Raw genomic sequence first — 19,186 nt, forward strand, 5'->3', positions numbered from 1 at the left:
GCATGGAGGACCACGAGCTACGGGTCGGCGTCATCGGCGTCGGCGTGATGGGCGCCGACCATGCCCACCGGATCGCCCGGCTGGTGGCGAACGCCCGGTTGGTGGCGGTCTCGGACCCCGACACCACCCGGGCGCAGGCGGTCGCGGGGCAGTACGACGGCGTACGGGCGATCAGTGACGCCCTCGACCTCGTCGCCGACGACGACGTGGACGCCGTCGTCATCGCCTCGCCGGGATCGGTCCACGAGGAGCAGGTCCTGGCCTGCCTCGAGGCCGGCAAATACACCCTGTGCGAGAAGCCGCTGACCATGGACAGCGCCTCGTCGCTGCGCCTGGTCCGCGCCGAGCGCGACCGTGGCCGACCGCTGGTCCAGCTCGGGTTCATGCGCCGCTTCGACCCCGAGTACGCCCAGCTGAAGGAACTGCTCTCCTCTGGACGGCTCGGGCGGACGCTGCTCGTGCACAACACCCACCGCAACAAGGACGTCCCGGACTCGTTCCGCTCGGAGATGATCGTCCGTGACAGCCTCGTGCACGAGGTCGACGTCGCGCGCTTCGTCTTCGACGAGGAGATCGAGGAGATCACCGTCCTGTCGCCCGCACCGTCCGGCCACTCACCCGAGGGAGTCGTCGATCCCCAGGTCGCCATCTTCCGCATGGCGGGCGGCGGCATCGTCACCAACGAGGTGTTCGTTCGCAGCCAGGTCGGCTACGAGGTCCGCTGCGAGGTCGTCTGCGAGCGCGGAACGGTCATCGCCGGTCGCCCTTGGGGAGACCTCTACTCGACGACCTCAGGGGACACCGGCGGATCTTGGGGCGGCACCGTCCCCACGGACTTCCGGGCCCGCTTCGCGCGCGCGTACGATCTGGAGATCCAGGCCTGGGCCGACGCCAGCCGCCGTGGCGAGGTCGTCGGACCCACCACCTGGGACGGTTACGCCGCGACCGCGGTCTGCGAAGCGGGGCTGAAGTCCTTGGCCACCGGCGCCCCCGTACCCGTCGGCCTCGCGGACGTCGCCGAAGACACGAACTACGCCTGAGGAGGCCACCAGATATGTCCCCCCTGGAAGAACCGCTCCGCATCGGCGTCCTGGGAGCGGCGAGGATCTCCGGCCGATCCATCGTGGCGCCCGCCGCCACGCTCGGGCACCGGCTGGTGGCTGTGGCGGCGAGGGACCGGCGCCGCGCCGAGGCGTTCGCCCAGGAGCACGGGGTCGAGCGCGTCGTCGGCAGCTACGCCGACCTGATCGCCGACCCCGAGGTCGACGTGGTCTACAACCCGTTGCCCAACGGCCTCCACGGCCCCTGGAACATCCGCGCTCTTCAAGCGGGCAAGCACGTCCTCAGCGAGAAGCCGTCCGCCAGTAACGCCGAGGAGGCCGCCGCGGTCGGCGAGGCGGTCCGGAAGGCCGGCACCACGTTCATGGAGGCGTTCCACTACCTGTTCCACCCCGTGACCCAGCGCCTGCTCGCCATCGCGGAGTCCGGAGAACTCGGCCGGATCGAGCACATCGCCACCGTGGTGGCCATCCCGCCGCCGTCGGATGCCGACCCGCGCTGGTCCCTCGCGCTCGCCGGCGGCGCGATGATGGACCTCGGCTGCTACGGCCTCCACGCGCAACGCATGATGGGCAGATTCGCCGGCGGCCCTCCCGAGCTCGTGTCGGCCAGGGCCGGCATACACCGGGATCTGACGGACGTCGACGAGTGGCTGAACGCGGAACTCGCCTTCCCCGGCGGAGCCACCGGGTCCGCGCGTTGCCACATGGCATACGGGGAGGTGGAGATGACACTCCGCATCGTGGGGACGGAGGGCGAAGCCGTGGCGCACAACTTCGTCCTGCCGCACATGGACGACCGGCTCAGCATCACCACCCGCTCCGGCTCACGCGTCGAGACGCTCGGCGAGCGGTCGTCGTACACCTACCAGCTGGAGGCGTTCGCCTCCGCGGTCCGCATGGGCACGCCTCTCCCGATCGACTCGGACGACGCCGTGTCGAACATGCGACTCATCGACGCCTGCTATCAGGCCGCGGGCATGCCGCCCAGACCAGCGAGCGCCCATTGATCAGTTCGATTGGGCGTTCACCAGGACCTCCCCGGCTTCCGTACGGTCGTAGAACACCGACCGCCCGGCCCGTCGGCGGCGGATCAGCCGGGAGTCGAGCAGGACCTTGAGGTGGCGGCCCACGGAGCCCAGGCCCTGACCGGTCAGCGCCACGAGCTGCGTCGTGCTCTTCGGGGTGCCGAGCAGCATGAGGACGTTCGCCCGCGCGGGCCCGAGCAGCCTGCCCAGCGCCTCGGGCACCGGCGCGCGACCGGCGTCGGCCAGCGCGCCGGAGCACGGATAGATCACGGCGTGCCGATGCGCCGTGTCCCACGAGACCCACGTCTGGCTCGGTGTGACGGGGACGAACATCAGCCGCGCCCCGGAGAGCTCGCGCGGCGGGTAGTCATGCGTGCTGATCTGCAGCCGGCTCTCGCCGAGCCACCGCATTCCGGGGCGCATGTCGTCGAGCGTCGCCGCCCAGCCGCCCTGGCTCAGCCGCGCGGTGCGGGCGATGACGTCGGCCTCGATGACCCTGCGGCGGCGCGCCCAGTAGGGGAGCACCGTCTCCCTCCACACCCATTCCAGCAGGACGGCGGTGCGTTCCGGCAGGTCGCCGCGGTGCAGCCGGGCGGGGAGCGGGCCGCCGAGTGACACGGTCAGGTCGACGCGGGCGGCCTCGGGCGGGGTCTCGCGGATGCGCGCCACCTCCTGCTCGAAAGCGGGTTCGGTCTCGTCGAAGGGGGTGGGGGTGAGGAAGTCGGCGTTCCAGGTGCGGCCCAGGGCGGCCCGGATGAGCAGCGCGGTGATCGGGTCGCGGGCCTGCCGTTCGCGGTAGGCGGGCAGGTGGGCGTCGAGCCACGCGCGCTCGCCCGGATGCGCGGCCGTGCCTCGTTCGAGGGTCTTCAGGCTCGCCGTGGCCTCGGCCAAGGGCGAGACGACGAACCGGCTGTCCGCGAGCGTGTCCGCGTTGACCTGCCACCAGCCCATGGTTTCGCCTCCCCGCGAAACATTAACGCCCTGGTGGCAGGGCCACTGACACTTTCCGCCATGCGTACCTATCGCGAACTTTTCCGGACGCCGGAGTTCACGCCGCTCTTTCTGGCGTGCGCCGGGCAGGTGGCCGGCCACACGGTGAGCGGGCTGGCCCTGGGCACATTGGTCTACTCGGCGACCGGGTCGCCGCTGCTGTCCGGGCTGGCCATGTTCGGTCCCGCGCTCGTGCAGGTGGTCGGGGCGGCCACGCTGCTGTCGGCGGCCGACCGGTTACCGCCGCGTGCCGCGCTGACGGGCCTGCTGCTGGTCTTCGCCCTCGCCACCGCCGTGCAGGCCGTTCCGGGGCTGCCGGTGTGGGCCGTCTTCGCCGTACTGCTGGGGCAGGGGTTGATCACCTCGCTGGGCGGGGGAGTGCGTTACGGGCTGCTCAACGAGATCCTCACGCGGGATGGGTACCTGCTCGGCCGCTCGATGTTCAACATGTCCGACGGCTTCGTGCAAATCTGCGGGTTCGCGACCGGCGGCGTGCTCATCGCCGTCCTGTCGCCGCGTGGCGCGCTCCTGACCGGGGCGGCCCTGTACCTCGCCGCCGCGGTCGTCGCCCGCTTGGGTCTCAGCCGCCGGGCGCCGCGGGCCGCCGGGCGGCCGTCGGTCGCCGACACCTGGCGGGACAACGTCCGGCTGTGGTCGGCCAGACCCCGCCGGTACGTCTACCTCGCCCTCTGGGTGCCCAACGGGTTGATCGTCGGCTGTGAGTCGCTTTTCGTGCCGTACGCGCCCGGGCAGGCGGGGCTGCTCTTCTCCTGCGCGGCGCTCGGGATGCTGGCCGGTGACGTCGTGACCGGCCGGTTCGTGCCGCCGCTGTGGCGGGAGCGGCTCAGGGTGCCGCTGTGCCTGCTGCTCGCCACGCCGTACGTGATCTTCGTGCTGCACCCGCCGTTGCCGGTCGTGGTGGCGGCCGTCGTGCTCGCCTCGGCCGGATACTCGGCGAGCCTGGTGCTCCAGGAGCGCCTGATGTCGCTGACGCCGGACGAGTTGAGCGGGCACGCCCTGGGGCTGCACTCCACAGGGATGCTGACCATGCAGGGGGTGGGCGCCGCGCTCGCGGGTGCCGCCGCGCAGCTGACCTCGCCCGCGACGGCGATAGCGGTGATGGCGGCGGCCTCGGTCGCGGTCACCCTGACCCTGGCACCCGGGCTGCGGGACCCTGTCCCCGCGTGAGGTTGATACCCGGCGGATACACGGTTGAGCGTCCGGCGATACCCGGCGCATACAGAGCTGCGGAACAAGGGCTCCAGAGTGGCCACGGCGTGCTCAAGAGCGGCGTGATCCCACCGAGAAGGAGACTTTGATGCGTGTGTTGATGTGCGGTCTGCTCGGCCTGGCGGTGCTGGCCGGCTGCGGAGGCGCCCCGGCCCCCGCCGCCGGTAACGGCGGTGCCACGGTGGACAAGGCCCGCGAACGGGAGACCGTCATCGCCACCTGCATGAAGCAGAAGGGTTTCTCCTACACCCCCTCGGTCAGCCTCCCCAAGAAGTCCGACGCGAACCCCGCCGACTACGCCGCGATGAAAGCGGACCGCGCCAAGAACGGCTTCGGTGTCTTCTCCGCCGTCGTCTATCCGAAGCCGCCGGAGACGCAGGCACCGGACCCCAACCAGGCGACGATCGACGGCCTGTCCGGCGCCAAGCGGGACGCCTATCTCAAGACACTGAACGAGTGCCGGGTCGCCGCGCTCCGGCAGGTGAACGGCCTGAAAGTCACCTCGGTCGCCGACTACCAGGACCAGATGAGCACGGAGATCGAGAACATCGACAAGTCTCTCGACGGCGACCCCAAGCTCCTGGAGCTCGCCGCGCCGTTCGCCGAATGCCTGAAGTCCAAAGGCGAGCGGGTGACCTCCGAGAAGCCGGTCGCGCTGGACGCCCGCGGCGTGACGCTGTGGAGCGAGCAGTCCGAGCGGCTCGGCAAGGCCGGCACGGTCACGGCGGAGGTGGCCAGGCCGTACCTCGCCAGGGAGATCAAGTCGGCGCTGGTCGACCTGGACTGCGGCAAGGACTTCTACGCCGCCTTCATCCCCCTGCAGAAGCGGCTCACCAACGAGGCCAGGGTGAAGTACGGGTTCCAAGAGCGGTGATGCGTACCCCTCGCGGCAAGCTGCTGCTCGTCCTGGCCGTGGTCCTGGTGGTCGCGGGGACCGGCTGGGGAGTGGGCACCCTGCTGCGCTCCCCGGCGGACGAGGCGGCGGCCCGCAAGCCGCCCAGACCATCGCTGGTCACCGCCACCGTCGAGCGGCGCGAGCTGGTCGCCACCGTGGTGGTCAGCGGCACGCTGGAGTACGGCTCGCCGTACCCGGTGTCGCTGGCCGGGGTGGTGGGCGGCGGCGAGAGCGCTCAGCGTGCCACCCGCGCTCCCCGGCGGGGCACCCTCGCGGAGGGCGCGGTGATGATGGAGGTGAACGGGCGCCCGGTGTTCGTCTTCGCCGGCACGGTGCCGATGCACCGCGGCATCGTGCCCGGCGCCAAGGGAGACGATGTCCGGCAGTTGCAGAAAGCGCTGCGCAGGCTCGGCTACCGCGCGCCCGTGACCAGCGTGTTCGACCAGGCGACCAGTGCCGCGGTGTCACGCTTCTACGCCAAGCGCGGCTACGAGGCGCAGCGACCCACCTTGGAACAGCGGCAGCAGCGCGACGAGCTGGGCCGGGCCGTACGGACCGCGCAGGAAGTGCTCGCGACCGAGCGTCAGGCCCTTGACCAGGGCAAGGATGTGCTCCCGCTGAAGGTCAAGCTCGCCAACGCCCGGCAGGACCTGAAGGAGGCCGACCAGGCGCTGAAGAGCGCGCGGGCACAGGAGAGCACCACCGAGGACGAGGCCAAGGTCGAGGCCGCCGAGAGCGCCGTACGGGCGGCCGAGGAGAAACTGCTGGCGGCCGAGCAGGAGCTCGCCCAGGCCACCGCGACACCCACCCCGGCGGCGCCCACCACCGCGTCCAGCCCCAGCCCCACCGCGGCTCCCACGGCCGGGCCGCCGGCCGACACCCGCCTGATCGAACTCCGGGTCGCCAACGCCAGAGCGGACCTGGCCGCCGCCAGGTCCGCGCAGGAGCGCGTACAGGAGGAAACCCGGATCACGCGGGCGAAACGACTGACCGAGCTGAGGAAGAACGTCCGGGTGGCGCGCGAGGCCGCCGTCACCGCCGAGCAGGCGCTCAGGCAGGCCAGACAGCTTTCGCCGGTCAAACTGAAGGTGGCCGACGCCGAGCGTGACCTGGCCGCGGCGCGGGCGCTGCTGGCCGAGTTCTCCCGGACCTACGGCACGACCGTCCCGCCGGGGGAGGTCGTCTTCCTGCCCAAGCTGCCCGCCCGCCTGCACAAGCCGACCGTCAAGGCGGGCGAACTCGTGGACAAGTCGATCGCCACGGTGACCAGCTCCACCTTCGTGGTCTCGGGCTCGGTGGACGTGGCCGAGGCCGAGCGGGTGAAGGCGGGCCTGAGCGCGGGCATCGAGACCGAGGCCGGCAAGACCGTCGCCGGCACGGTGACCTCGCTCGGCGGACGCGACGCCAAGGGCGCCGTGCCGGTGACGATCACCCCCGCCTCGATGAAAGGCCTGAAGAAGCTGGCCGGCGCGCCTGTCACGGTTCGCGTGACCATCGGCGCCACCGACCGGGAGGTGCTCGTGGTCCCCGCCGCGGCGGTCGTCACCGCCGTTGACGGCAAGGCCCGGGTGCAGGTGGAGATCGCGCCCGACCGGACGAAGGAGGTCGAGGTACGCACCGGCCTGTCCGCCGACGGAGCCGTGGAGGTGACCGGCGACCTCAAGCCGGGCGACCAGGTGGTGATCAACAATGCCTGAGCCGGTCATCCTGCTCGACGACCTGACCAAGGAGTTCCCCGCCGATCCTCCCGTCAGGGCACTCTCCGCTATCAACCTAAGAGTTGAAAAATCGGACTACGTGGCCATCGTTGGCCCTTCGGGGTCGGGGAAGTCCACCCTGCTCAACACGCTCGGCCTGCTGGACCGGCCGACCAGCGGCAGCTACCGGCTCGACGGCATCGAGACCGTCAGCCTGAAGGACAGCGTACGGACCACCATCCGCGGCAGCCGGATCGGCTTCGTCTTCCAGTCCTTCCACCTGCTGCCGCACCGCAGCGTGCTGGAGAACGTCATGCTGGCCGAGGTCTACGGCGCGGCACCGCGCGCGGGACGCCGCGAACGCGCGCTTCGGGCTCTGGAGCGGGTACGGCTCTCGCACCGGGTGGGCTTCCTGCCCGGAAAGCTGTCCGGCGGTGAGCGGCAGCGCGCCGCCATCGCCCGCGCGCTCATGGGCGAACCGTCGCTGCTGCTGTGCGACGAACCCACCGGCAACCTCGACAGCAAGAACACCGACGCGGTGCTCGACCTGTTCGACGACCTGCGCGCCCAGGGGATGACCATCGTGGTCATCACTCATGAAACCGACGTGAGCGACCGGGCCGGGCGCCGGGTGCGCATCACCGACGGCGTACTCACCGAGGAGTAGACGTGCACCCTCGAGACCTGCTGAACGAGGCCGTGGCGGGTCTGCTGGCCCGCCCGGTGCGCTCGGCGCTGACCACGCTGGGCACCGTGCTGGGCATCTCCACGCTCGTGGTCACCCTGGGCATCGCCGCGACGGCGGGCAACCAGATCGTCGGCCGCTTCGACGAGCTCACCGCCACCTCCATCACGGTCGACGTCCCGGACCACCCGTTCCCCCTGGTCGACTGGGCCGACGTCAGCCGGGTGAGCCGGCTGCGCGGGGTGGTCTCCGCCGCCGCGCTCGCCGAGTCGGAGCAGAGCGCCAACCTCAGCGTCCGCTCCAACGACATCGTGGACCCGACCCGGATCACCACCCAGACCCTGACCGTGCTCTCCAGCAGCCCCGGCCTGCCCGCCGCGGTCAAAGGCAGGATGATCGAGGGCCGCTACTTCGACGCCGGGCACATCGCCCGCGGGGACAAGGTCGTCGTGCTGGGCCAGCACGCGGCCAAGTTGCTGGGCATCACCCGGCTGACCAGGGCCCCGGCCGTCTTCATCGGCACCCAGGCGTACACCGTCATCGGCGTGCTCGGCGACCCGCAGCGCGAAAAAAGCCTCGCGAGCGCGGTCCTGCTGCCACCGGCCGTCGGCGAGCGCTATGGCCTGGGCACCGTGACCCGGGTCCTGGTCAACACCGGCCTCGGCGCCGCCGAACTGATCGCCAAGCAGGCGCCGGCCGCGCTCAGCCCAGGCAACGAGGCCCTCCTGCAGGTCAGCTCGCCACCCAGCCCCACCAGAGCACGCGATGCGGTGGAAGGCGACGTCAACGCCCTCTTCCTGATCCTCGGGCTGGTCTCCCTGGTCGTCGGCGCGGTCGGCATCGCCAACGTCACGCTGGTGACCGTGATGGAGCGCGTCGCCGAGATCGGCCTGCGCCGCGCCCTCGGCGCCGCCCGCCGCCACATCGCCGCGCAGTTCCTGCTGGAATCCACCCTCACCGGGCTGACCGGCGGCGTCATCGGCGCTTCCGGGGGGATCGTGGTGATCGTCGCGGTCTGCGCCGTCAAGCAATGGACTCCGGTCATGGATGTACGGCTGGCCGTCATGGCGCCGGCCGCCGGTGCCGTCGTCGGGCTGCTCGCCGGCCTGTACCCGGCTTTGAGGGCCGCTCGCATGGAGCCGGTCACCGCACTTCGCTAGGTATGGTGCACTTTCATGACATCCCTGCTGCTCGTCGAGGACGACGCGGTGATCCGCGCGTCGGTGGGTCTGGCTCTGGAACGCTACGGCTACCACATGACCACCGCCGCTGACGGGCTGGCCGGCCTGGAGGCCGCTCAGGCGGGTGGTCACGACCTGCTGCTGCTGGATGTGATGCTGCCGGGCCTGGACGGCATCAGCGTGTGCCGCAGGATCAGGGAGACCAGTCAGGTGCCGATCCTCATGATGTCGGCCCGCGGTGACGGCCTGGACATCGTCGCGGGGCTGGAGGGCGGTGCCGACGACTACGTCGTCAAACCGGTCGACCTGCCGGTGCTGGTGGCCAGGATCCGCTCGCTGCTGCGCAGAGCCACCTTCGCCGAAACCACAGCCGTCAGTGGGGTGCTCACCTTCGGCGAGCTGAGCGTCGACACCGGCGCGCTGGAGGTACGTCGGGCCGGGCGACGTGTCGAGCTGAGCCCGACCGAGCTGCGGCTGCTGCTGGAGTTCGCCGCCCATCCCGGCATCGTGCTGGAACGGGCGACGCTGCTGCGCACCGTGTGGGACTACGGATGGGACGGCGACAGCCGCGTGGTCGACCTGTGCGTTCAGCGCCTGCGCAAGAAGATCGGCGCCGAGCGCATCGAGACGGTGCGCGGGTTCGGTTACAAGCTGAGTGCCACATGAATCCGGCTTCGCTGCGCTGGAAGATCGCCGCCCTCGTCACACTCGCGGCCACCGTCGTCGCCGCCGTGGTCGGGCTCCTGGTGCACCAGGCGACCTGGCAGCGCGCCCTGGACCTGGGCAAGGCCCGAGCCGAGGTGGCCATCGACAAGTCACTGGCCTCCGCCGACGTGGTGGCGGTCACGGAACTCCCTGACGCCCTGGCCGCCCAGCTGCGGCCCGGCCGGACGGTGACCTGGTACGGGCTCGACCACCGGGACGAGCCGTGGATGTGGGCCGCCCAGCCGTATGGCGGCGACGGCCGCGAGGCGGTGAGCGCGCAGATCTCGATGGGCTCGGAGCTGCTCAGCCTGTACGCGCTGGACCGCGACATGGTCAAGGCCGCACTGCTCGCCCTGGCCGGGGTGGTGCCGCTGTCGGTGCTGGCCGCCGAACTCCCGAACCGGCGGCTGCGGCGCATGGCCCGCACCGCCCGCCAGATCGCCGACGGCGACCTGGCCGCCCGCACCGATGCGCGCGGCCGGGACGAGATCGCCGAGATCGGCGCCGGCCTCAACTCCATGGCCGCCGGCCTGCAACGGCGGCTGCTGGCCGAGCAGCGCTTCACGGCCGACGTCGCGCACGATCTGCGTACCCCGCTGATGGGCCTGGTCACCGTCGTCGAACTACTGGAGGAGGGCGAGGCGGCCGACCTGGTACGCGACCGGGTACGGGTGCTGCGCTCGCTGGTGGAGGACCTGCTGGAAGTCTCCAGGCTGGACGCGGGCGCCGAGGTCGCCGAGCGGGTCCGGGTGCCACTGGCCGAGGTGGCCGAGGAGTCCGCGGCCCGGGTGGGGGTCGAGGCGCGGGTGCTGGCTTCGGGGGACGCGGTGGCCGAGACGGACCCGCGCCGCCTGGACCGGATCCTCGCCAACCTCGTGCTCAACGCCCACCGCCACGGTGCGCCCCCGGTGGAGATCACGGTCCGGGACCACGTGATCGAGATCCGCGACCGGGGGCCGGGCTTCCCTCCGGAGCTGCTCGCCGACGGCCCGAGACGCTTCCGCACGGGTGCCGCCGAACGCGGTCGCGGTCACGGCCTCGGGCTGACGATCGCGCTGGGGCAGGCCCAGGTCATCGGCGCCGACCTGACCCTGGTCAACGCCCCCGACGGCGCTGTCGCCGTCCTCCGCCTGCCGTCGGGCTGACATCCCGCTCGTACGTACGGACCACTGCCCAGCACCCCAGCAGCACCACCGCGAACACCGGCAGCCAGACCAGCCGGACCAACACCCACCCGAACCCGTCGGGAGCGGTGTGCAGACCGGGCAGCGCGTCCCCCACGAACAGCCCGGCCACCGTGACCACGATCATCGCGGTCTGGTGCCACAGGAAGATCGTCATCGCCGACAGGTTCACCAGCGCCACCGCCGCCCAGACCGCCGGACGCCGCGAAACCCGCCGCAGCGGATCGAGCAGCAGCAGAGCCGCCCCGCACTGGGCCAGCCCGAAGGCGACGACCGCCAGGGTAGGCGGGTCGAGATTGGAGATCGGGGCGCCGGGCACCCCGACCATGGCGGCCGGGTATCCGGCCCACAGGACGAGCCCGGCCGAGGTGGCGGCGCCGCCCAGCAGCAGTGCCCATCCGGTCCCGCGGTCGCGCAGGTCGCCTCGGGCCCAGGCCGCGCCCAGGCAGTAGGGGACCAGCCAGCCGGCCACCACGTTGACCCGGCCGAGCCCGGCGGGGCCGCCCAGACCGTACACGATCAGATCCACGAGCAGGACGACGGCGAACGGCCAGAGCGGGTGCAGCCTGGCGACCAGCGGCGTCACCGCCGTCAGCGCCGCGAACACCAGCAGGAACCACAGCGGCGACAGCACCAGCTTCACCAGCGCGCCCACGGTCGCCAGGCTGACCCCGGCGGCCAGCAGCGCGACCGCCACCACGGCCCACACCACCAGCACCGCGCCGATGGGCCGGGACAGCCGGGCCATCCGCCCGCCGAGCCACTGCCCGTACGTCATGCCACGGGCGCGGGCGGAGGCGTAACCCTTGGCCCCCATCTGCCCGCCCACCAGGAAGAACACCGCCAACGTCTGGAACACCCAGGAAACAGGAGCGAGCTGGGGCAGGTGCTTGAGCGGACTGGCCACGCGCACCGTACCGTCGTCGCCGACGACCACGGCGGTCACCAGCCAGTGGCCGAGCACCACCCCCAGGATGGCCAGAGCACGCAGCGCGTCGACGGCCCGGTCGCGGGCGGGCGGGGTCGCCGCCTCGATCCGCCGGATGAGCTGGGGGAATGCCATGGCGGATGGGTCCTTCCGGATGCCGGTGGTTGCGGCACCGAAGCTACGGATCCCACCCTGTGGTCGGCCTCCCGCCGGAGAGTGCACCTTTCGCGTAGCTCTGAAGTATGAGATCGGGGCGTAGACAATGTCTACGCGAGCTGGTAGACACTGTCTATGGATCTTCGAGACCGGCTGATCGACGCCGGAGTGGACCTCGTGATGACCGACGGAGCCGCCTCGCTGGGGCTGCGGGAGATCGCCCGCCGGGCGGGGGTGTCGCACGGGGCTCCGCGCCGTTACTTCCCCACGCATCACGCGCTGCTGTCCGCGATCGCTCGCCGCGGATTCGCCGACCTCACGGCCCGGTTCGTGGCGGCGGCCGACGGCGAGGTGGCGCCGCGCGATCAGTTGCGGGCGCTGGCGCGGGTGTACGTCGGGTACGCGCTGGAGTGCCGCGGCATGTTCGAGTTGATGTTCCGGCACGACCTGCTCGACAGCGAACAGCACTCCGCCGACTCTCCGCGGCTTCGGGAGTCGACCCTGCCGCTGTTCGAGCACGTCGTCGCCCTCGTCACCCGGCACCAGTCGGAGCGAGGCGCCACCCACCGCCCCGGCCCGCACGGCGGGACCGGCCCGCACGGTGAGGTCGGGCCTCGCGGTGAGGCTGGGCCGCCGCCGGAAGTGACGGCCGCCGCCCTCTGGGCGAACCTGCACGGTGTCGCCCAGCTATGGGCCTGGGGCAGTCTGCCGCTCGCCCTCGCTGCCCCGCCACCGGGCGACGCGCCTGGTGGCGGCGCATCCGGCGACGCGCCTGGTAGTGACCCTCTCGACGAGCTGGTGGCGGCGGCCCTGGACGCGCACCTCGGCCCGGTGGGCTCGTGACCGCGTCCGTACGGCATCGCCTGGCGCTCCTGGCCAGTGCGGGCGGCGCGATGATCGTCGCGCTGGACGGCACAGTCTTGATCGTGGCGCAGCCCAGCCTGCAACGCGGCCTGGGCGCGAGCATGGCGCAGGTCCAGTGGACCAACACCGCCTACCTGCTCGCGGTGGCCGCGCTGCTCGTCATCGCCGGGCGCCTCGGCGACCGGTACGGGCACCGGCGGCTGCTGTTCGCCGGCGTGCTCGGCTTCGCCGCCGCGTCGGCCGGCATCGCGCTGGCGCCCGGAGTCGGCTGGGTGATCGCCCTGCGCGCCGTGCAGGGCGTGTTCGGCGCGCTCCTGCAGCCGGCCACGCTCGCCCTGCTGCGGCTGGCCTACCCGGCCGAGCGGCTGGGCCGGGCGATCGCCGTTCGTACCAGCGCCATCGGCGTGGCCGCGGCGACCGGCCCACTGCTCGGCGGCGTACTCGTCACCCAGTTGGGCTGGCGGGCCGTGTTCGTGGTCAACATCCCCGTCGCCCTGGCGATCGCCGCGCTCACCCTCGCCGTACGGGTGCCGGCGCCGGACCGCGCCGGCTCCCAGCGACTCGACCTCACCGGCGCGGCGCTGCTCGCGGGCACGCTCGCGCTGCTGGTGCACACTCTGGTCGCCCTGCCGGCCCGCGGATGGACCGCGCCCACGCTGCTCGAACTCACCGCCACGGCGGCCGTCGCCACCGCGCTCGTCGTGCGCGAACGCCGCGGCGCGCAGCCGATCGTGCCGCCCGCCGTGGCCCGGTCCCTACCGGTGGTCGCGTCGATGACGATCCTGCTCCTGGTCACCGGTGGCCTGTTCGGCGCGCTGTTCGTGGCCACGTTCTACCTCCAGGACACGCTCGGGCTGGATCCGCTCGCCGGCGGCCTGCTGGTCCTGCCGATGACCGCTCTCATGGTCGCCGGCGCGCCCGTCGCCGCCGCCGCGCTGCGCCGCTACGGCCCGCGCCGCACCGCGATCGCCGGTACGGTCCTGCTCGTCCTGGGCATCGCGGCCCTGTCCCGGCTCGGTCCGGGCGGCGTGTCGGTGGCGGCCGGCGTGAGCTTCGCGGTGCTCGGCGCGGGGTTCGCCACCGTCATGGTCACCGCCACCGGCACCGTCGTCGGCGACGCGCCGCCCGGGTACGCCGGAGTCGTCGGCGGGCTCAAGCAGACCGCCATGAACATCGGCCCGACCCTCGGCATCGCCGTCGCCACCAGCGTCATGCTGATCAGTTCGCCCGCCCCCGCGATGGGACCCGCCCTGCTGGTCCTGGCCGCTCTGGCCGCCCTCGCCCTGCTGCCGGCGTCCCTGCTGCCCCGTCTCGGCTCCGGCTCTTCCGCGACGCCGGTCCCGGCGCGGGGTGACTAGGAGCCTGCTCCTAGCCGGAAATCGTACGAAGGGCGGAAGAATACCTATCGGCTGATGAAGAGGCTGGGTTGATGAACATCAGAGCGTTAGTGGTCGGCCTCGCGCTGGCAACGGCCGCCTTGCCCGCCATCCCCGCCTCCGCCGATCCCGTACACGAGTGCGCCAAGGCGGTGGGCCGCTGCGACGGCACGGTCTCGGTGCCGCTGAACTGGAACGACCCGTCCTCCGAGCGCATCACCGTCTCCTTCGCCTGGCTGCCCGCGAAGGACGGCGCGAAGGGCACGATCCTCGCCAATCCCGGCGGGCCTCTTCCCGCACTGCCGCAGATCCCGATCATCCAGCAGACGCTCGGTCCCGTGCTCGACCGGCAGAACCTGCTCGTCGTCGAACCGCGCGGGCTGGGCAAGTCGTCGCCGCTGCTGTGCCCCGGCCTCAACCTGATGGCCCCGGACACGATCACCGCGTGCGCGCGACAGCTCGGCCCCCGCGCCCAGTACTTCACCGCCGACCAGGTGGTCGCCGACATGAACGCGGTCCGGCAGGCGCTCGGCGTGCCGAAGGTCACCTTCTACGGCAACTCGTACGGCACCCTGTACGCCCAGGCGTACGCGACCCGTTACCCCGAGAGCCTGGCCGCCGCCTTCCTCGACAGCACCACGATCACCGCGCCCGACGGGTACGCGCTCTGGCCGATGCGGAGCCGCCTCGACCGGCTCGACCTGATCTGCGAGCGGTCCCGCGCCTGCCGTGCGCTGCCGGGAGACGCGAGCGGCACCTGGACCCGTCTGGTGGCCCACCTGCGGGCCGAGCCCGATGCCGAACTGCCGCTCAGCTCGCTCATCGCCATCGTGCGCAACGTGCAACAGCCGGTGTTCGGCCGGGAGTCGAGCGCCGCCGCCACCGCTTACCTGAAGGGCGACCCCGCACCGCTGCGACGGCTGGCCCGCGTGGTGAGCGGGAGTCCCCAGCAGCCCGTCGAGGGCGCCGAATGGGCGGGCTACCTGGCTCACCGCTGCGGCGACGGTTCGTTCCCCTTCGACCGGGACGCCACTGCGGCCGTGCGTGAGCGCCAGCTCGAACGCTATTTCCGCGAGGAACGCCCCCTGGCGCCGTTCACGCCCGCCGACATGGGGGTGACCGGCGCGGCGGCCCTGGAGTTCTGCGTGAACTGGCCCACGCCGCGCGACAACCCTCCGGTCCCGCCGCGGGCCACGCGCCCAGCGGTACCGGTTCTGGTGGTGGGCGGCGACTTCGACACCCAGAGCCCCGCCGAGGTCGCCCGCGCCCTGCGCACCTTCCCGAACGCCAAGGTCGTCCGGGTCCGCTATGGCGGGCACAGCCTCGCCTGGGGCGGCGGGCCGGTCAGCGATTGCGTACGTACGGGGATGCGCGCCTTCCTGTCCGACCCCGCCCATCGGGTCCCTGACCTGCGGTGCGGTGCGGAGAACTATCGTGCGGCCGGAACGTTCCCGCGATCATCGGCCGACGTCACCGCGATCCCGGCCACTGCGTTGACCGAGTCCGAGCGGCGTACCGTCTCGGCGGTCTTCGCCACGGCCGTGGACGCCACGTCCCGCCGCAATCCGTACGCGCTGCTCCACGCCAGGCTGAAGACCGAGCCGGGGCTGCGCGGTGGCCGGGTCGACTTCCACGACGAAACCGCCACCATCACCCTGGACCAGGCCCGCTTCGTCACCGACCTCCAGGCCGGCGGCGACATCCACCTCGGCCCGACCGGCCAGGCCACCGCCGCACTACGCGCGACGGGAGCCGACGGCCGCGCGCACGCCATTACGCTGACCTGGCAGGCGTTCACCGCGCAGGAGCGTCCCGCCCTTTCCGGCACCTTCGACGGCCGGCCGTTCTCGTCTCCTGGTACGTGATCTAGTAACCGTATGAGCGAGGAAACCGACCTGGTCCGGCACGGCTACAACGAGCTGTCCTACCTCTACCGGGGCGACGAGGACGACGACGGCGCATACGCCCCGTGGCTCGAAGAGCTCCATTCCCGCCTGCCGCCCCGGGCCCGCGTGCTGGATCTCGGCTGCGGCTGCGGAGTCCCCGTCTCCCGGTCGCTGGCCGCGGCCGGGCACGACGTGACGGGCGTCGACCTCAGCGACGTCCAGATCGAGCGGGCCCGCCGTCTCGTGCCCGCCGCCACCTTCGTCCGGAGCGATGCCACGGCCCTGGACCTGCCGGACGCCTCCTTCGACGCGGTCGTCTGCCTGTACACCCTCATCCACCTGCCGCTGGAGCGTCAGCCTCGGCTCATCGAGCGCGTCGCCGCCTGGCTGCGGCCCTCGGGGGTGCTTCTGGCCACCGCCGGCTGGGAGCCCTGGACCGGTACCGAGGACGGCTGGCTCGGCGGCACCGCGCCCATGTGGTGGAGCCACACCGACGTGGCCACCTACCGGTCCTGGCTGCGGGAGGCCGGGCTGGAGGTCACCTCGGAGGAGTTCGTCCCGGAAGGGGACAGCGGGCACGCCCTGTTCTGGGCCCGCAAACCGGGCGGCTGACCAGATTCCGGGTGGGTTGCGGTAATCCCGGAGCGGTTGGAGGGACTACTGGGTGTGGACGATCCTCAAGAACGATTCACCGAACTCTATGACCGGCACTACCGGAGCGTTCTGGGCTACGCGCTGCTGCGTGCCGAGCGTGACGCGGCCGAGGACGTGTCCAGCGAGACGTTCCTCGTCGCCTGGCGGCGGCTGGACGACCTGCCGGAGCCGCCGCTGCCGTGGTTGCTCGGCGTGGCGCGCAACCTGCTGGCCAAGCAGCGCGACTCGCGCCATCGGCGGCAGGCCCTGGTCGACCGGATCACGACACTGACCACCTCGCGCGAGCACGTGAGCTGGGACGTGGCCGACCACGTCATCGATCGGGAGAGCGCGCTGGCCGCGCTGTCGGCCCTGCCGGAGCAGGACGTGGAGGCGATGGTGTTCGCCACCTGGTACGGCCTGCCGCCCGAGCAGGCCGCCGCCGTCATGGGCTGTTCGGTCAGGACCTACAACGTCAGGCTCCACCGCGCGCGCAAACGGCTGGCCAACGCGCTGCGCCTGGAGCCGGGCGGCGCACGCCCTCAGGCCCGTACGGTCCGCGGCCGGTTCCAAGAGAGCTCAGAGACCTGATGTCCGCAGCACCCCACCCGGAGGATGACATGACCGACCGCTTGTTCGCCCAGCTCAAGCCCGCGGAGCTGGAGGAGATGACAGAAGAGGCCCACCGGCGGCGCCGCTCGGCCGACCTGGCCCGCGCCTTCCAGACCCCCCGTTCCGCGCGCCCATCCCCGAAGCGGTTCCGGATCCCGTTCCTGCTGGTCGCGGGCACGGCCGCGGCCGGAGTGGCCGCGGCGGCGGTGATCGTCGTGTCCGGCGAACCCGCGCCCCCGGCCACCACACCGGCCACCACGCCTTCCACCGCGCGGACCGCGATCGCGGCCAAGCCGGTGGACGCCCGCTCGTTCCTGCTCGCGGCGGCCGCGACCGCGGTGCGCGAGCCGGCCACGTCCGGCCGCTACTGGTACGTCCGCGAGCGCACCTACCAGAAGGTGCACGTCGCGCCGAGCGAGTACATGGCCGCGATGCAGGCCCTGATAGCGGAGGAGAAGCGGAAGGAGAAAGAGCTCAAGGACAAACCGGACGAGCTCGCCGCCGAGCGCAAGGACATCAGGCAGAAGATGGTCAAGCTCAAGACCTCCGAGCTGCCGTACCAGGCGTTCACCTCCGACATGGACGAATCCTGGCGCGCGATGAAGCCGGGCGAGGCCAGCCGCTTCACCCGGCACCAGGACGTGCGCGTCTCTTTCGGCTCTCCGCAGGACGAAGCCGCCTGGAAGGCCGCCGGCTCGCCCGCCCTCGCGGACAAGCCCGCCACCCGCGACGACAGCAGCGAGCGGATCCTGTCGATCGACAACCCGAGCCTGACGATGCAGAACATCTCACAGCTGCCCACCGGTCAGGACGCGATGAAGCGCCGCCTGGACACCCTGTTCAGGCAGAGCCCCTACAACACCCAGACCGGCATGACCGTCTACCTGTGGCAGACGGGCGTGGACCTGATGACCGCGCCGATCAAGCCTGGCACCCGGTCGGCCCTGTTCAAGGTGCTGGCCGACCAGAACGGCATCACCTCGCTGGGTCAGGTCACCGACGCGGTGGGGCGTACCGGGGTCGCCCTTTCGACGACAGGGGACGACGGGACCGAGTTCCGGATGATCATCAACGAGGAGACGGCCGACCTGCTGCAGTACGAGGTCGTGCAGAAGGGGCAACCGCTCCTGCGGGTGGCCCTGGAGCGGATGGGCTGGGCCGACCGCCTGGGCGACCTTCCGGCCTGACACAGGCACGGATTCATCCGGCGTCGAAGCCGGTCCGCCAGGTCGGGTGGACCGGCCGCCAGCCGAGTGTGGCGCGGGCCAGGCCATTGTCGGCGCCACGCTCCCACCCGGCGCGCCCGGCCTGCCCGTCCGGTACGGGTACGGGCGCGCCGACCGCCTTGGCCAGCGCTGGGAGCCACTCGGAGGCCGGCGCGGGCTCGTCGTCGACGATGTTGACCGGGCCGCTCGGCCAATCGAGGGCGGCGACGGCCGCCCACGCCGCGTCCGCCACGTGCACGAACGAGGTGACGGCGTCGTTGGCCACCAGCTTCCCCGGGAACCCCGCCGCCGGCTCGCCACGCAGCCTCGCCGCGGCCAGGCCGTCGGGGGAGTACCAGGTGCCCGGGCCGTAGAACATGCCGTAGCGCAGGAGGACGTGGTGTTCCAGCTCGGCCGACGCCTCCTCCAGCGCACGAACGCCACCGACCATGCCCGCCCGGGGCTCGGGCGCGCCGACGTCGAGCGGGACGCTCTCGATGGCCGGCGCGTCTCCCGGCTCGTACGCCCAGGCGATGGACTGGGCGACGATGCGGCCGACGCCCGCTTCCTTGGCGGCTTCGACGAGGTTGCGGGTGCCCACCCGGCGGATGCGGCTGTTCTCGGCGAGCGCGCCACCGCTCAGCGCGGTGAGCTGGTGGATGATCGCGTCGGGGGCCGCGTCGGCGAGCGCGCGCCGCGTGGCAGCGGCGTCGAAGACGTCCAGCCGTACGGGGGTCGCCCCCTGGGCGCGCAGTGACTCCAGGCCCGCGTCGGAGCGGGACCCTCCGGTGACCCGGTGCCCGGCGCCGATCAGCAGCGGGACGAGCAACCGGCCGACGGCGCCCGAAGCGCCCGCGACGAAGACCTGCATAA

18 protein-coding genes are annotated in these 19,186 nt (G+C 72.1%); 15 read left to right on the forward strand and 3 right to left on the reverse strand.

The window, feature by feature from the left end:
- Positions 1 to 2 precede the first annotated feature (2 nt).
- Together ACGFNP_RS00930 and ACGFNP_RS00935 are read left to right on the forward strand one after the other, a co-directional pair.
- Complete coding sequence (locus ACGFNP_RS00930; RefSeq protein WP_393313321.1) at positions 3 to 1,040, forward strand: Gfo/Idh/MocA family protein; 1,038 nt, start codon at positions 3 to 5, stop codon at positions 1,038 to 1,040.
- 14 nt (positions 1,041 to 1,054) lie between these two features.
- The gene (locus tag ACGFNP_RS00935) at positions 1,055 to 2,068 is read left to right on the forward strand and encodes a Gfo/Idh/MocA family protein (RefSeq protein ID WP_393313324.1); all 1,014 of its coding nucleotides are present in this window, start codon (positions 1,055 to 1,057) and stop codon (positions 2,066 to 2,068) included.
- Here ACGFNP_RS00935 and ACGFNP_RS00940 read toward each other — a convergent pair whose 3' ends face one another.
- A complete protein-coding gene (locus ACGFNP_RS00940; RefSeq protein ID WP_393313327.1) occupies positions 2,069 to 3,037 on the reverse strand; it encodes a transcriptional regulator in 969 nt (322 codons plus the stop codon).
- A 60-nt stretch (positions 3,038 to 3,097) separates the two neighbouring features.
- Here ACGFNP_RS00940 and ACGFNP_RS00945 point away from each other — a divergent pair, with 60 nt between their 5' ends.
- The 7 genes from ACGFNP_RS00945 (at position 3,098) to ACGFNP_RS00975 (ending at position 10,614) form a co-directional block, all read left to right on the forward strand.
- Positions 3,098 to 4,264 (forward strand): MFS transporter, encoded by a 1,167-nt coding sequence (locus ACGFNP_RS00945; RefSeq protein ID WP_393313330.1) that lies wholly within the window; start codon positions 3,098 to 3,100, stop codon positions 4,262 to 4,264.
- Between the two features lie 130 nt (positions 4,265 to 4,394).
- Complete coding sequence (locus tag ACGFNP_RS00950) at positions 4,395 to 5,180, forward strand: hypothetical protein (RefSeq protein WP_393313333.1); 786 nt, start codon at positions 4,395 to 4,397, stop codon at positions 5,178 to 5,180.
- Positions 5,180 to 6,898 carry a peptidoglycan-binding protein gene (locus ACGFNP_RS00955; RefSeq protein ID WP_393313336.1) on the forward strand — a complete coding sequence of 573 codons (1,719 nt, stop codon included), beginning with the start codon at positions 5,180 to 5,182 and terminating at the stop codon, positions 6,896 to 6,898. The genes ACGFNP_RS00950 and ACGFNP_RS00955 overlap by 1 nt, the downstream gene beginning before the upstream one ends.
- On the forward strand, positions 6,891 to 7,565 hold the full coding sequence (locus tag ACGFNP_RS00960; protein ID WP_358333056.1) for an ABC transporter ATP-binding protein: 675 nt from the start codon (positions 6,891 to 6,893) through the stop codon (positions 7,563 to 7,565). The genes ACGFNP_RS00955 and ACGFNP_RS00960 overlap by 8 nt, the downstream gene beginning before the upstream one ends.
- A 2-nt stretch (positions 7,566 to 7,567) precedes the next feature.
- On the forward strand, positions 7,568 to 8,743 hold the full coding sequence (locus tag ACGFNP_RS00965; RefSeq protein WP_358333054.1) for an ABC transporter permease: 1,176 nt from the start codon (positions 7,568 to 7,570) through the stop codon (positions 8,741 to 8,743).
- Positions 8,744 to 8,758: 15 nt separating this feature from the next.
- Positions 8,759 to 9,430, forward strand: coding sequence for a two-component system response regulator CseB (gene cseB, locus ACGFNP_RS00970; RefSeq protein WP_358333051.1), 672 nt, complete (start codon positions 8,759 to 8,761; stop codon positions 9,428 to 9,430).
- Positions 9,427 to 10,614, forward strand: a complete 1,188-nt coding sequence (locus ACGFNP_RS00975; RefSeq protein ID WP_393313341.1) for a sensor histidine kinase — start codon at positions 9,427 to 9,429, stop codon at positions 10,612 to 10,614. The genes cseB and ACGFNP_RS00975 overlap by 4 nt, the downstream gene beginning before the upstream one ends.
- On the opposite strand, the gene ACGFNP_RS00980 is transcribed toward ACGFNP_RS00975, so the two are convergent.
- Positions 10,565 to 11,716: an acyltransferase gene (locus ACGFNP_RS00980; RefSeq protein ID WP_393313344.1), complete on the reverse strand. Its 1,152-nt coding sequence runs from the start codon at positions 11,714 to 11,716 to the stop codon at positions 10,565 to 10,567. The two genes, ACGFNP_RS00975 and ACGFNP_RS00980, sit on opposite strands and share 50 nt — an antisense overlap.
- A 156-nt stretch (positions 11,717 to 11,872) precedes the next feature.
- Between ACGFNP_RS00980 and ACGFNP_RS00985 the strand changes: the two genes are divergently transcribed.
- The 6 genes from ACGFNP_RS00985 (at position 11,873) to ACGFNP_RS01010 (ending at position 18,295) form a co-directional block, all read left to right on the forward strand.
- Complete coding sequence (locus ACGFNP_RS00985; protein WP_358333042.1) at positions 11,873 to 12,580, forward strand: TetR/AcrR family transcriptional regulator; 708 nt, start codon at positions 11,873 to 11,875, stop codon at positions 12,578 to 12,580.
- A complete protein-coding gene (locus tag ACGFNP_RS00990; RefSeq protein ID WP_393313348.1) occupies positions 12,577 to 13,959 on the forward strand; it encodes an MFS transporter in 1,383 nt (460 codons plus the stop codon). The genes ACGFNP_RS00985 and ACGFNP_RS00990 overlap by 4 nt, the downstream gene beginning before the upstream one ends.
- Positions 13,960 to 14,030: 71 nt before the next feature.
- Positions 14,031 to 15,842, forward strand: a complete 1,812-nt coding sequence (locus tag ACGFNP_RS00995; RefSeq protein WP_358333036.1) for an alpha/beta fold hydrolase — start codon at positions 14,031 to 14,033, stop codon at positions 15,840 to 15,842.
- Positions 15,843 to 15,854: 12 nt separating this feature from the next.
- A complete protein-coding gene (locus ACGFNP_RS01000) occupies positions 15,855 to 16,475 on the forward strand; it encodes a class I SAM-dependent methyltransferase (protein WP_358333033.1) in 621 nt (206 codons plus the stop codon).
- Positions 16,476 to 16,529: 54 nt separating this feature from the next.
- On the forward strand, positions 16,530 to 17,087 hold the full coding sequence (locus ACGFNP_RS01005) for a sigma-70 family RNA polymerase sigma factor (protein ID WP_358333030.1): 558 nt from the start codon (positions 16,530 to 16,532) through the stop codon (positions 17,085 to 17,087).
- Between the two features lie 29 nt (positions 17,088 to 17,116).
- Positions 17,117 to 18,295 carry a CU044_5270 family protein gene (locus ACGFNP_RS01010; protein ID WP_358333027.1) on the forward strand — a complete coding sequence of 393 codons (1,179 nt, stop codon included), beginning with the start codon at positions 17,117 to 17,119 and terminating at the stop codon, positions 18,293 to 18,295.
- Positions 18,296 to 18,308: 13 nt separating this feature from the next.
- Here ACGFNP_RS01010 and ACGFNP_RS01015 read toward each other — a convergent pair whose 3' ends face one another.
- A complete protein-coding gene (locus ACGFNP_RS01015; protein WP_358333024.1) occupies positions 18,309 to 19,184 on the reverse strand; it encodes an NAD(P)-dependent oxidoreductase in 876 nt (291 codons plus the stop codon).
- Positions 19,185 to 19,186: the final 2 nt, after the last annotated feature.

The sequence above is a fragment of the Nonomuraea sp. NPDC049269 genome (assembly GCF_043197155.1).
GTDB lineage: Bacteria > Actinomycetota > Actinomycetes > Streptosporangiales > Streptosporangiaceae > Nonomuraea.